13 protein-coding genes and 1 pseudogene are annotated in these 14001 nt (G+C 44.9%); all 14 read left to right on the top strand.

The features are described 5' to 3' along the window. Positions 1-31: 31 nt before the first annotated feature. Positions 32-1442 (top strand): annotated as a pseudogene (locus Q8P86_03235) (adenylosuccinate lyase). Positions 1443-1549: 107 nt separating this feature from the next. Next, positions 1550-1714 (top strand): hypothetical protein, encoded by a 165-nt coding sequence (locus Q8P86_03230; protein ID MDP3996678.1) that lies wholly within the window; start codon positions 1550-1552, stop codon positions 1712-1714. Positions 1715-1806: 92 nt separating this feature from the next. Then, complete coding sequence (locus tag Q8P86_03225) at positions 1807-2397, top strand: recombination protein O N-terminal domain-containing protein (GenBank protein MDP3996677.1); 591 nt, start codon at positions 1807-1809, stop codon at positions 2395-2397. 77 nt (positions 2398-2474) lie between these two features. After that, on the top strand, positions 2475-4427 hold the full coding sequence (locus Q8P86_03220; GenBank protein ID MDP3996676.1) for a hypothetical protein: 1953 nt from the start codon (positions 2475-2477) through the stop codon (positions 4425-4427). Between the two features lie 57 nt (positions 4428-4484). Further along, positions 4485-5816, top strand: coding sequence for a glycine--tRNA ligase (locus Q8P86_03215; GenBank protein ID MDP3996675.1), 1332 nt, complete (start codon positions 4485-4487; stop codon positions 5814-5816). A gap of 178 nt (positions 5817-5994) precedes the next feature. Continuing rightward, positions 5995-6459, top strand: a complete 465-nt coding sequence (locus Q8P86_03210; protein MDP3996674.1) for a hypothetical protein — start codon at positions 5995-5997, stop codon at positions 6457-6459. Between the two features lie 253 nt (positions 6460-6712). Next, complete coding sequence (locus tag Q8P86_03205; protein MDP3996673.1) at positions 6713-7981, top strand: pitrilysin family protein; 1269 nt, start codon at positions 6713-6715, stop codon at positions 7979-7981. Positions 7982-8002: 21 nt separating this feature from the next. Then, on the top strand, positions 8003-9121 hold the full coding sequence (locus Q8P86_03200; GenBank protein ID MDP3996672.1) for an AI-2E family transporter: 1119 nt from the start codon (positions 8003-8005) through the stop codon (positions 9119-9121). 35 nt (positions 9122-9156) lie between these two features. Continuing rightward, positions 9157-10605, top strand: coding sequence for a methionine--tRNA ligase (gene metG / locus Q8P86_03195; protein ID MDP3996671.1), 1449 nt, complete (start codon positions 9157-9159; stop codon positions 10603-10605). A gap of 105 nt (positions 10606-10710) precedes the next feature. After that, positions 10711-11265: a type II secretion system protein gene (locus Q8P86_03190; protein ID MDP3996670.1), complete on the top strand. Its 555-nt coding sequence runs from the start codon at positions 10711-10713 to the stop codon at positions 11263-11265. Positions 11266-11444: 179 nt separating this feature from the next. Then, positions 11445-12404, top strand: coding sequence for a TatD family hydrolase (locus tag Q8P86_03185; protein ID MDP3996669.1), 960 nt, complete (start codon positions 11445-11447; stop codon positions 12402-12404). Between the two features lie 176 nt (positions 12405-12580). Next, positions 12581-13048 (top strand): 30S ribosomal protein S6, encoded by a 468-nt coding sequence (locus Q8P86_03180; GenBank protein MDP3996668.1) that lies wholly within the window; start codon positions 12581-12583, stop codon positions 13046-13048. A 123-nt stretch (positions 13049-13171) separates the two neighbouring features. Further along, positions 13172-13636, top strand: coding sequence for a single-stranded DNA-binding protein (gene ssb / locus Q8P86_03175; GenBank protein ID MDP3996667.1), 465 nt, complete (start codon positions 13172-13174; stop codon positions 13634-13636). Between the two features lie 157 nt (positions 13637-13793). Further along, positions 13794-13994 (top strand): 30S ribosomal protein S18, encoded by a 201-nt coding sequence (gene rpsR / locus Q8P86_03170; GenBank protein ID MDP3996666.1) that lies wholly within the window; start codon positions 13794-13796, stop codon positions 13992-13994. Positions 13995-14001: the final 7 nt, after the last annotated feature.

Genomic DNA, 14001 nt, shown 5'->3' with positions numbered 1-14001 from the left:
ACAAACAGAAAACTACGGAAAGGAAGAAATTATGGAAGCAAAAGTTCCTTTAAAAGATGTGCTGGCGGCTCGCTACGCGAGCACGCCTCTGGTAAACCGCTGGGGAGAAGAGGAGAAAATCAAGTTGGAACGGCGACTTTGGGTCGCTACTCTCAAAGCCCAGAAAGACCTCGGCCTTGCGATTCCGGAAGAAGCCATCGTGGCGTATGAGAGGGTGGTGGAATTAGTTCATCTCGGCTCTATTAGATATCGAGAGATTACCACAAGACAAGATGTCAAAGCCCGTATTGATGAATTCAACACCTTGGCCGGTTACGAACTCATTCATCAGGGCTTCACGTCTCGCGAACTGACTGACAATATTGAACAGTTTCAGATTCGCCGGTCACTGCTTCATGCGAGAGAGCGTACCGTAGCGGTACTTTATGGTTTCGGATTAAACTCGCTCTATTTTAAAACCTTGGATATCTGTGGGCGCTCCCACAATGTCCCCGGGCAGACAACCACGCTCGGCAAACGCTTTGCCACTTTGGCGGAGGAGCTTCTCATCGGATTTGATCGGCTGGAACATCTCGTCGCCAACTATCCTCTACGGGGGATAAAAGGCGCCATGGGAACACAACAGGATATGCTCCATCTTTTGGGCAGTGCTGAAAAAGTGGAGGCGTTTGAGAGAAAAATCATGGAGCATCTCGGATTCTCTCGGGTTTTGGACAGCACGGGACAGGTCTATCCGCGCTCGCTTGACTTTGAAGTAGTGAGTGTTTTGGTACAGATGGGGTCCGCTCTCGGCAATTTTGCCAAAATGATCCGTCTCATGGCCGGACACGAGCTTCTCCATGAAGGATTCAAGGAAGGCCAAACGGCCTCAACCGCTCAAGGTCAACAGTCGCACATCCGAACGCATCTGCGGACTTCTCAATGTCCTTTGTGGTTTCCAAGACATGGTCAGTCGGCTTGTCGGGGACCAATGGCTTGAGGGAGACGTGAGCTGTTCGGTGGTGCGCCGTGTCGTTTTTCCGGGAGTTTTTTTCGCTTACGACGGCATGTGCGAATCTGCCCTTACCGTTTTGAAAGAGATGGAAATCTTTCAGGGAGTGATAGAAAAGGAGCTGGAGCATTACCTTCCGTTTCTTTCCAGCACGCGCTTTCTTATGGAGGCGGTGAAGAAGGGAATGGGCAGAGAGAGGGCTCATGGCCTGATCAAAAAACACGCCCTCTCGGCGGTCAGAGAGGTCAGGGGTGGAGGTGACAATCGGTTTGTTCATAAACTTTCCGAGGATGACGACTTCCCTCTAAACCGTGAGAAAATTGAAGAACTTCTTCGTCCCGATCACGGACTGGCCGAAGACCAAGTCACGCGGGTTTATGCAAAAATCTCCGAAGTCACGAGAAAGTTTCCGAAGGAAGTAATCGAATACCTTCCTGAACCGATTTTGTGATCGAGGGATTTTCACAGTCGTATCACAGCGCGTCCAATCATTTTGGCGCGCTTTATTTTTGGTATGCAAAATATACAAAAGTGTGGTAATATGACGGCTGGTTAATTATGAAAACAATAGTACCTTTGCTGGTTTGGACTGGCGCCGTATGGCTAAACTGGCGCTTTGACAGAAACGGCAGGACAGTGGCGAAACACTGGCGACTCTTGATTTTGTTAGCAAACGCGGTGGCCGTTTTTACGGTCGCGTACAGTTTGCTATCTCCTCGGTAGCACGTCGCCCCTCCCAACAACCACCCGTCTCGCGCAAGCGTCACGGGTTTCTTTTTAACTTTTCACTTCACATTTCAAACTTTAAGTTTTTTATGTATCACATACATCACACAGACGCTTTTGTGATAAAAGTGGCGACGGTTAAAGAAGCGAATGCCACGTTTTTGATTTTTACGAGAGAGCTTGGGATGTTGTGGGCATCCGCTCAAAGCGTCAGAAGGACGGATTCCAAACTGCGGGGGCATTTGCGGGAATTTTCTTTTTCTCACATTTCTTTGGTTCGGGGCAAAGACACATGGAGAATAACGGGGGCGGAGCAAATGGTGAATTTTTACGACTGTTTTTTTACAAACAAAGATGCCCTTTTTGTATGCGCGCGAATTTTCGGTCTTTTGCGGAGGTTACTTTACGGGGAAGAAAAAAACGAGCGTCTTTTTTCCGTTCTTGAGGAGACATTTAATTTTATAAAAGAATCCGCGCTTTCCCGAAGTCGGCTGTTGAACGTGGAAACCATAGCGGTGCTTAGAATTCTGCATTGTCTCGGTTACATAGGGGACTCTAAAGAAATCGGGGGTTTTGTGGAAAGTCCGTTCTTTTCAGAAGAGGTCGTCTCTCAAATGGCAGGAGTGAGAAAGACGGCGTTGGGAGAAATAAACAGAGCGCTTAGAGAAAGTCATCTGTGACTTTCCTCGGGGGACGCCTGCCGTATTTCGTAATTCAAGATATTCTAATAACTTTTTCGCTGTGCTATAATTTACCGATGCTTCCTTTAAATGGTAACGATTCCGAAAAGGATAAAATAGAGGGCTTAAAAGAGCATATCTATTCCAGAAACCATGCCACGGGCGACGTGCATTCCCATAGCGGGAAATTCAAAAAGCACAACGTTGAAATTGCGGACGAATGGAAAAGCGGAGATGGCGATTTAAGCGGGTTAGACGAACAGATGGCAAGAGTTCCAAAAAAACTGTCTGGCGCGGCCAAGCTCTTTATGACAGCGGCAATATTTTTTGTCGCTTCTTTGTCTGTGGCTGTTTTCATGTTTCTATCCGGTGGCAATCTCATTAAGTCGGAGAACGTTGGTATAAACATCATCGGGCCGGTTTCCGTAAGTGGCGGGGAAGAGATGTCTTTTGAAGTGTCCGTTGAAAATCAGAACAACGTGGCGCTGGAGTCCACTTATCTTCTTATAGAATATCCGGAAGGTTCGCGTGACCCGAAAGACGTAACAAAAGAACTCACGAGATACAGGGAGCTTTTGGGAAATATAGAGCCGGGACAGTCGTCCAGTAAAAAAATATCGGCAGTCCTTTTTGGAGAAGAAGGACAGAGGAAAGAGATAGCAATATCTACCGAGTATCGCGTCCGAGGTTCCAATGCTTTGGTAAAAAAAAGTAAACTGTATGAAGTGATAATAAATTCTTCTCCCGTTTCAGTAACAGTGGATTCCGTGGGGACAGTGAGCAGTGGTCAGAAAACGGAGTTTACCGTAAATATTTTTTCTAATTCAACTTCCGATATCAAGAATCTACTTTTGAAAGCCGAGTATCCTTTTGGCTTTGTTTTTGAATCGGCTGTGCCAAAACCATCTGTCGGTGAAAACACTTGGAACATCGGAGATTTAAAACCCAACGCCAAACAGATCATTCGGTTGACGGGCAAAATAGAAGGCCAAGACGAAGAAGTCCGCATCTTCCGTTTCACCATAGGAACGGCTGATAAAAATGACGCAAGATTTATAGGAATTCCTTTCCTGACCGCTTCAAAAGAAATAGCCATAGAAAAACCTTTTATCGGACTTGAACTTTCTTTAAATGGCGATACGGGTAGGGGATACGTGGCGGACAGTGGGAAAATAATAAGAGCCGATGTTATGTGGAGAAACAACACGCCCGATAAAATAACCGGAGCGAAAATAATCGCAAAACTTTCCGGCCCGGCGATAAAAAAAGGTTCCGTAGACGCGGAAGGAGGTTTTTACCGTTCGTCCGACAATTCAATAATATGGGACCAGACCAACAGCCGTGATTTTGACATCCTAAATCCCGGGGATAGCGGTAGGGTCAGCTTCACTTTCAGCACCGTGGGAGTGGCGGACGCGGTGGCTTCTATAAAAAATCCGGAGCTTTTGGTGGAAGTAAGCGCGGAAGGAAACAGAGTGGGTGAAAATCAAGTCCCGCAAATAACGACGACCTCCATAAACAGGGAAGTGAAAGTGTCTTCCGTTTTGGGATTGTATTCTCGAGCGCTCTATCATACGGGGGTGTTGGTAAACAGTGGTCCTATACCTCCAAAAGTTGACCAAGAAACCACATATACTGTAGTGTGGACTTTGACGAACACTTCAAACGACGCTGGAAATGTTACTGTTTCGGCCAATCTGCCGTCTTATGTAAAATGGATAGGCAGTCCGAACGCTTCTGAAGGAGAACTGTCATATAATCCGGTAAGCGGGCAGGTGATTTGGAGGGCTGGAGATGTTTCGGCTCAAGCCGGATATTCCAAGCCGGTAAAAGAAATGACTTTTCAGATTTCCTTGGAGCCGAGTTCAAGTCAGGTAGGTTCCACTCCCACTCTTATGAGTGTGGCGGAAGTGACAGGTGACGATAAATTTACAGGCGCGCGTTTAAGCGCGACAGCAGGCGGACCTATAACAACAGAACTTTCCGCTGATCCCGCCTTCGGGCGAGGGCAAGGAGTGGTAATAGAGTAATATCGTGTAACACGAAACACGAAACGTGGAACATAAGAAAAACCGCAGAATAAAAATATGAAAGAAGAGAAAAATAACCAAATGGAAAAAATCGTCTCACTTTGCAAGAGAAGGGGGTTTGTGTATCCCGCGTCCGAAATATACGGCGGTTTTTCGGGGTTTTGGGATTACGGACCTTACGGTCTTGCGCTGAAAAATAACATAAAAAACTTGTGGTGGGAGATGTTTGTTACGGATAGAGAAAATATGTATGGAATTGACGCGGCTACCCTAACCAGTCAAAAAGTTTTGGAGGCCAGCGGACATGTTGGCGGATTTTCTGACCCGATGGTGGAATGTTCAAAATGCAAAAAGAAATTTAGAATTGACCAGCTTGAAAACAAAGACAAGTGTTTTGATTGTGGGGGGACACTCGGAGCAGAAAGACAGTTTAACATGATGTTTAAAACCCATGTCGGAGCTTCTGAAGATAGCGAATCGGTATCATATCTGCGTCCCGAAACCGCCCAGGGCATTTTTACAAATTTCAAAAACGTTTCTGACTCTTTCCATCCAAAATTGCCTTTTGGAATAGCACAGATGGGCAAGGCATTTAGAAACGAAATTTCTCCGAGAGATTTTCTTTTTCGCGCCAGAGAGTTTGAGCAAATGGAGGTTGAGTATTTTGTTCGTCCGGACGACTGGAAGGGCGAGTTTGAAGAGTGGCGAAAACTAATGAACAGCTGGATAGAAAAAATCGGTTTACCTAAGGAAAAAGTGTACGAGCTTGAAGTGGCAGATTCCGAAAGAGCGCACTATTCAAAACGGACCATTGATTTTGAATACGATTTTCCTTTTGGCAGAAAAGAATTGTACGGACTGGCTTATCGCACTGACTATGATTTGCAAAACCACGCCTCTTCAAGCGGTGTTGATTTGACGTATCGCGAAGAGGGCGGCGGTGAGCCGTTTTTGCCCCACGTTATTGAACCATCTCTTGGGGTTGACAGGACTGTGCTCGCTGTCCTTTCCAGCGCCTACACCGAAGATGAAATGAACGGCGAGATTCGCGCCTACTTGAAATTAAAACCGGCGCTTGCTCCCGTTAAAGTAGCCGTCTTTCCTCTTCTTAAAAATAAACCGGAACTGGTGGAAAAGGCGAGGGAAGTCCGTAAGGATTTATGCTCTATGCTACAAGTTCCATGCTCCATGATTGCCTTTGACGACAACGGAAACATCGGCAAGCGCTACCGCAGGCAAGACGAAATCGGTACGCCGTTTTGCGTAACTGTTGATTTTGATTCGCTTGAAAAACACGATGTCACCGTAAGAGACCGCGATACTGGAGAGCAGGAGAGGGTGGGGGTAAACGAACTTTCAGCACATATATCAAAACTCGTGACGAAATAACTAAAATGTGTAATATTGTGTACGGTTTGTTCCGTCAATAAAATGCAGACGATCGTCTACATTTTATATTTCAGGTCAGGCGCCTTTTTGTGATTTACCTATTCCCCAACTTCCCTTGTTGGTGGCGGACTAATACATTCTTTTGACATGGGGAATAGAAAGTGTATCTTTAGGGTAGATGAAAGCAAAATTTAATATCCGATTCAATGTACGTATTCAATACAGCCCGCATTCAGGTGACGCGCGGGTAAATGATCTCACAACATGGGCCACACAAAGGGCTCAACATTTTTTTTCACACGGAATCTTCCGTCTGTTTTCGGACGGACGTCTGATTTTGGGTGGTGAAAAAAATCTAAAAACAGTTGTGTTTCAGGTTCCCTTGGAGCCCAAAGACATAAACGCCGTGCGGATTTTGGCTCCGGAGCTTCTGATTTCCAGAGACCCGCCGGAAAAAGTGCCTAACGTCGCTACTTGTCTTGAGGTGGCGAAGATTCCTGACCAGCGATACGGGCAAATTTTACCGTGTGAAGATTTCTTAATCCTTGACACGACGGAAAGATGCCTCTGTTTAAAGAGTCAACGGACGGTACGTAGGAAAGTGGATATAAAAAATCCTACATTCCTTGGTTTCGACATTTAGCTTTTCAAGGCCCTTCGGGGCCTTTGTGTTTGTCCGTTTTTAAATCCATGTTAATCTGTGCTTATCTTATCTTTAATTACGAAATACGGCAGACGCCCCCCCACGAGGAAAGTCACAAAAAAGTGACTGAGCCCCGGGCAAGCGCCCTTGGAGCGGTCACTTTTTTGGGAGCTTTCCGAGTGGGGGGGTAAGCAAGTGTTTCGTAATTCACAGTATCTTAAGTTCATATTGGAGTTTTCAATCATTCTTTCATATGAAATTTAATAAAACAATTTTATCAAACGGCCTGCGACTTATCACGGTCCCCATGAAGGACAATCCGACGGTAACAGTCATGGTACTGGTGGAAGCAGGTTCTAAATACGAGAGCAAAGACATAAGCGGTATTTCGCATTTTTTGGAGCATATGTGTTTTAAGGGCACCGGGGCGCGGCCAACGGCGCTACATATAGCGAAAGAGCTTGACTCTATCGGCTCACAATGCAATGCTTTTACCTCGCATGAATTTACCGGCTATTTCGCCAAGGCGGATTACAAGCACAAAGACAAAATTCTGGACATTGTTTCTGACTTGTATTTGAATCCCACATTGCCCGAAAAAGAAATTGAAAAAGAAAAGGGAGTGATAATAGAGGAGATAAACATGTATGAGGATTTGCCTCAAAGAAAAGTGGGAGAATTATTTTTTGAAGTTTTATATGGAGACCAGCCGGCGGGGTGGAATATAGTGGGGACGAAAGAGACGGTAAAAGCCACAACCAGAGACGCATTAGCTGAATATCGGGAGAGAAACTATGTTTCAGGCGCCACGACAGTTCTCATCTGCGGAAACATTGACGAAGAAGCGGCCAAAAACGCCGTTATGGAAAAATTTACCGCCATAAGCGCTGGAGAGAAACATAAAAAAACAAAAGTGGAAGAACTGCAGGCATCTCCGGCCGTTTGCGCGTCGTACAAAAAAACAGATCAGTCCCATGTTGTCATCGGCGCCAGAACTTTTGATGTTTATGATAAACGCAATGCCACATTGAAAGTTTTAACCGCTATTTTGGGCGGAGGCATGAGTTCTCGGCTTTTCCAAAAAGTCAGGGAGGAAATGGGGGCGGCATATTATGTTCGCGCCGAAACGGACGCCTATACAGACCACGGATACTTGGCCGTATCGGCGGGAGTCCAGCACGGAAAAATCAAAGAAGTCATTGAGGCGATTTTAGGCGAGTTTAAAAAAATCAAAGAAAACACCGTTGAAGACGAAGAAGTTAAAAAAGCCAAGGACTATCTTACGGGCAATTTTTTATTGTCGCTTGAATCGTCTGATTCTCTTGCCGATTATTACGGATACCAGGAGGTCCTAAAAAAAGAATTAAAAAAACCGGAGGAAGCTGTCGCGGAAATAAACGCGGTTAACGCCGGCCATGTTTACGACTTGGCAAAAGACATTTTCAAGAATGAAAAACTCAATATGGCAGTGATAGGGCCTTATGAGGAAACCAAAGAGTTTGAAGACATTCTTCATTTCTAAACAAGGTGGTATCATATTGGAATGGATAGAAACATCTCTATTACAATAACTTCAGGCACTATTATCAAGGCCATCGCGGTGATTTTCCTGTTTTTTATACTGTACGTAGTGCGTGATTTGGTTCTTGTGGTTTTGACCGCTACCCTTATCGCCTCTGCCATTGAACCGATGGCTCTGTTTTTGCGCCGGCGCGGACTGTCGCGACTTTTGTCGGTGCTTCTCATATACGCCTCTTGCGCCGGAATATTTGTCGGTCTTTTCTATTCTTTTGTGCCGACTTTTCTCAAAGAAACATCAGGTTTGATTTCGGAAGTTCCGAGATATATTGATTCGGTGTCTCTTTGGGACCCTCTCGGACTGTCAAGCGACAGTTTGGAAGGAGAGAGACAATTTGCGGAAGGACTTTCCAGAGGTATCGTTGAGTCGGAAATAGCCGTCAGAAGTTTTTCCGGAGCTCTTTCAATAAGAGAGGTGGTCTCCACGTTAAGCCGAGCCATCAGTAATGTTTCCGAGGGTTTTGTCCAGACGGTAAGCGTAATTTTCGGAGGGATATTGAGTTTTATTCTGATTATCGTTTTGTCTTTTTATCTTGCGGTCCAGGAAAACGGAATAGCTAAATTTTTGCAAGTCGTAACTCCTCGCAACCATGAAAAGTATGTCATAGGTCTTTGGCAGAGGGTACAACTCAAAATCGGATATTGGTTGCAGGGACAGCTTTTGCTTGCTGTTCTTGTCGGTGTTTTGGTTTATCTCGGTCTCACTATTCTTGGTGTCAGAAACGCCATGTTTTTCGGAGTACTTGCCGGCATTTTTGAAATAATTCCACTTTTCGGCCCGATACTGGCGGCCATACCGGCAGTGGCGGTGGCGTACATAGATGGCGGAGTGTCTTTGGCTCTCTTGGCGGTCGGTTTATATCTTATAATCCAACAATTTGAGAATCATTTGATTTATCCGCTCGTGGTTCGGAAAATCATCGGTGTGCCACCCATTATCGTTATAATCGCTTTGATTGTCGGAGCCAAGTTGGCGGGGTTTTTGGGACTTATATTATCTGTTCCATTGGCGGCGACACTTATGGAGCTGTTTGAAGACGCGGAGAAAAAAAAGGCAAAGGAAATTCCTGAAATGGTGAAATAATTGATTTTACTTTGCCACTCTGTTAGAGTTTTTCCATGTTACAAAAGAACACTTTTTACATTACTGTCCCGATTTTTTATCCTAACGCGAATTTGCATTTGGGACACGCCTACACCACCACTCTGGCGGATGTTTTGGCGCGGTACAGTCGTCTGGCGGGGAAAGAAACCTACTTTTTGACCGGCTCGGACGAGAACGCGGAAAAAGTGGCAAAGGCGGCCAAGAAAGCGACAAAAGAGACCAAGGAATATTTAGACGAGATTTCAGAAAATTTCAAACGCCTTTTTGCCGATTTGGATATTTCTTATGACCAGTTTATTCGGACGTCGGACGAAAAGGCGCATTGGCCGGGAGCGGTGGAGTTTTGGAAAAAACTTGCCTCGGCCGGAGATATTGAAAAACGCTCTTATGAAGGTTTGTACTGCGTGGGGCATGAAGCATTTGTTATGGAAAAGGACTTAATTGACGGAAAATGTCCTGACCATAACGAAGAGCCGCAAGTTGTCAAAGAAGAAAATTATTTTTTCAAGCTTTCAAAATATACTCTGAAAATCAAGGAAAAAATAGAAAGCGGCGAACTTAAAATTATTCCAGAAACGCGCAGAAATGAAATCGTGGCCTTACTGGAAAGGGGATTGGAAGATGTGAGTTTCTCGAGGCCCTCTGATAAGGTCTCGGTTGGCATTCCCGTGCCGGACGACCCGAGCCAGAAAATGTATGTTTGGTGCGATGCTCTTGTAAATTATGTAAGCGCTCTCGGTTTTGGCAGAGAAGACCGCGCTTTATATGACAAGTTTTGGCCGGCCGATGTCCATGTTATAGGCAAAGACATTCTGCGTTTCCACGCCGCCATTTGGCCGGGGATGCTTCTTTCTGTGGGACTGCCACTTCCTCGCGCAATTTTGGTGCATGGATTTATTACTTCCGGTGGCAAGAAGATGAGCAAGACCCTTGGAAACGTCATTGACCCGAAGACACTCATAGACGAATACGGAGCCGAAGCAGTGCGTTATTATTTGGCTCGGCACATTTCGCCTTTTGAAGACGGAGATATCACTCTTGAAAAATTCAAAGAGGCCTACAACGCCGATTTGGCCAATGGCATCGGCAATCTTGTAAGTCGCGTGATGAAGATGGCTGAGCAATATAATCCGAATACTGCGAATGAATATGCTGATACTGCAAACAAATACAAATTTCCGAAAGAATACATAAAAGCGATGGATGAGTACAACATAAAAAAAGTTGCGGACATTGTATGGGAACACATTTCAAAAACCGATCAGAAGATACAAGAAACGGAACCATTTAAATTGGTCAAATCAGAGCCGGAAAAAGCAAAGCGGATTATCGCCGAATTGGTTGTTGGGGTCTATGAGATTGCTGAAATGCTCTCGCCGATACTTCCCGAGACATCGGAAAAGATAAAGGATTTGGTCAGGTCAAACAAGTCGCCGGCAGAACCGCTGTTTCCGCGCAAATAGCCAAATGGGGACAGGGACAATAAACTTCATAAACGATTATCTTTCTCATGGGATAGTCAGATTGTGGTAGAATCATAGAGGCAGACATAGGTGCTGAATTTTTATATGAGTAATGAAAAAAATGTAAAGCGAGGGTTCACCCGCCAAAATTTTCGTCAGAAAATTTCAGGCGGGTTCACTTTAATAGAACTTTTAGTGGTGATAGCCATCATAGGCCTGCTGTCGTCGGTGGTTTTGTCGTCATTAAACAGTGCGAGAGAGAAGGCGAGGGATGCGCGGAGACTTTCCGATTTACGACAAATTAATACTGCAATTCAGTTTTACTACGATAAATTTGGATTTTATCCAAAATGTGGCACTGTAACCATTACAGGAACGGACTGTTTTTCAAATGAATTGAAAAATAATAATTTTATGGTACAAGTACCGACTGACCCGTCATACCCACAAAAACAATATCAATATTACGATTCCGGTGGCACTAGATATGCTTTGCGAGTTTTATGGTTTGAAAGCCAGCCACTCGCGCGTACGGGTAGTTATCCAAACGGCACCACATGCCAATCCTCGCAATACCCTACTTGTAATTGGTATGATTCTTGTGTATATGTAGCTGGTTCTTCTTGCACCATTATGTCTCAGGTGTATGGTTCTGAATAATTAATGCGGACAGCCAACATTGTTTCTTAGAACCGTGTTTGTGGAATCTACAATGCGAGTCAAATAAGACAATGCTCCAGAGCTATGTGCTTTTGCAGAAATGACGCAAGTTGTCTTTTTTGGCGCAAAGATTATTCTATACTCTTCTTGTCTTATTCCTAATTCTTAAATCATAAATCATGAATCCATCTTTTATTGATTGCCACGCGCACGTAAACTTTGCCGCTTACGACTCGGACAGGGACGAGGTTATTTCTCGCGCCTTGGAGAATAATACGTGGATGATAAATGTCGGCACGCAGAAAGATACGAGCAAAAAAGCGGTGGAGATTGCCGAGAAATATAAAGAAGGCGTCTACGCAATCGTCGGAACGCACCCGATACACACCGACAAGAGTTTTCATGATGAGAAAGAGCTGGGGGAAGGGAACCGAGAGTTCACCTCGCGCGGAGAAGAATTTGATTACGAGTATTACAAAAATCTGGCAAAGCACCCGAAAGTGGTGGGGATAGGGGAGTGTGGATTGGACTACTACCGCATGGAACATGGAACATGGAACACGGAACATAAAAAACAGGAAGAGGCGTTCCGGAAGCAGATAGAATTGGCGATTGAAGTAGGAAAGCCGCTTATGCTTCATGTGAGAAATCCGGCACCCCCTCTGTCCTCCGGACATCTCCCCCTCAAAGAGGGGGAGAGGGGGATTTCAGCCTACAGAGACGCGGTTTCTATTCTTAAATCATATATCGTAAACCCTGTGAAAAAACCGTCTTCGGCTTTCGCTTCTAGCGAATTTCACAGGGTAAATCATAAATCATCTCCACGCGGCAATTTCCACTTCTTTGCCGGCTCAATTGACGAGCTAAAAGAGATTTTGGATGTCGGATTCAACGTATCTTTTACGGGCGTTATCACTTTCACCCGCGACTACGACGAACTTGTAAAATACGCGCCGATTGACAGAATTCTTTCGGAAACCGATTGCCCGTATGTAACGCCTGCTCCTCATAGAGGGAAAAGAAACGAGCCGATTTACGTAGCGGAGGTGGTGAAGCGAATAGCGGAGATAAAGGGGATGCCGCTCAAATACGTGCAAGCACAGCTCTTGAAAAATGCACGGCAGATGTTCAAGGTATAATTCAAGGTCCGAAATCTATAATGCGAACCTGCGAATTATGCGAATACTACGAACAAGGAGAACGGTTTTTGTAGTATTCGCATATCGTTCGTAGTATTAGGATTATACATACTCTGTTTGCAAACCATGCTCAAAAATGGTAGTGTATCGGCATTACAAGTAAAGATTCAACAAACATGGAAAACGAACAAGCGGAGCCGAGAATATATGAAATCGGCTACCATATCCTACCGCTTGTGCCGGAGGAAAAGCTCGCGGTCTCTCTCGGAGAGCTGAAGGCGATTCTTGAAAAGCACAAAGCGGTTGTAATATCTGAGGATTATCCGAGGAACATGCATCTGGCGTACAAACTGCGCAAGCAGATAGCCGGAAAGTATCAGGATTTCAATTCAGCTTATTTCGGGTGGATAAAATTTGAGGCCTCAAGCGAAGCGGTGATTTCCATAAGCAATGACTTTGAAAGTCAGAATGATATCTTGCGCTTTATAGTTGTAAAGACGGTAAGAGAAAACACGATGGCTCCCATTAAAGCCCTTCAGCAAAAAGAGGGAAGGGTGAGGGAAGAAAGAAAGAAACCAGCGGAAAAATCGCCAATTTCGGAAGAAGAGCTGGATAAAACCATAGAAGAGTTGGTGGTAGAATAAGTACACGACACGAATATACGAATAGAAGAACGAATGACGCGAATAAAATGAAGACAGAAAATCATTCGTGGATTCCAAATTCGCCATATTCGCATCTTTTATTCGTAAATTAGCATCGAGTATATGTATTTAAACAAAGCTCTTATATACGGCAACCTAACCCGCGACCCGGAGTTGAAGTCACTGCCAAGTGGCACGAAAGTGGCCACGTTTGGCATGGCAACCAACCGCCGGTACAAAGACCAAAACGGCAACTGGCAAGATCAGGCCGACTTTCATAATGTTGTGGTTTTTGGAAGACAGGCCGAGACATCAGCTCAGTATTTGAAAAAAGGAAGCGGCGCTTTCGTGGAAGGTAGGATGCAGACACGAAGCTGGGACGATAAGCAAACGGGACAGAAGAAGTATCGCACGGAAGTCGTGGCCGAGAGAGTGCAGTTCGGGCCTATCGGTCAGAACAGAACTCAAGGAGGACCATCTAATAACAACGCTCAAAACAATCCGGAAAAGGGAGCAACAGAGAAAGGGGCCGAAGATTCAATACAATATCCGGAAGAAGACATAAACGCAGAAGACATACCATTTTAATCGCTAATCGTGTAACGTATAGCTTGTAACGCCATAATCTAAAACTTGTAACTTGTAACGTGTAACGCCGGAAAAGAAATACTCTGACGCTACACGTTATACGCTTCGCGCTACACGATTTTGACGCTACACGCTACACGCTACACGCTACACACTTATGAATCAATGTTTTTTCTCTCAACATAACTTGAAATACGTGGACTACAAAGACACGGAGCTTTTAAAAAAGTTTCTTAATCCTCATGGCAGGATTCTAAGCAGAAAAAGGACGGAACTTTGCGCGAAGCATCAGCGAGCTGTCGCTTTGACGGTAAAAAGAGCGAGGTTTATGGGGTTTTTGCCGTACATAGCCAGATAATTTTATT

Source organism: bacterium, assembly GCA_030699905.1.
Taxonomy (GTDB): domain Bacteria; phylum Patescibacteriota; class Minisyncoccia; order Phycocordibacterales.
Note: the sequence above shows the minus strand (reverse complement) of the source record. Positions and strands in the feature narration are given on the sequence as shown.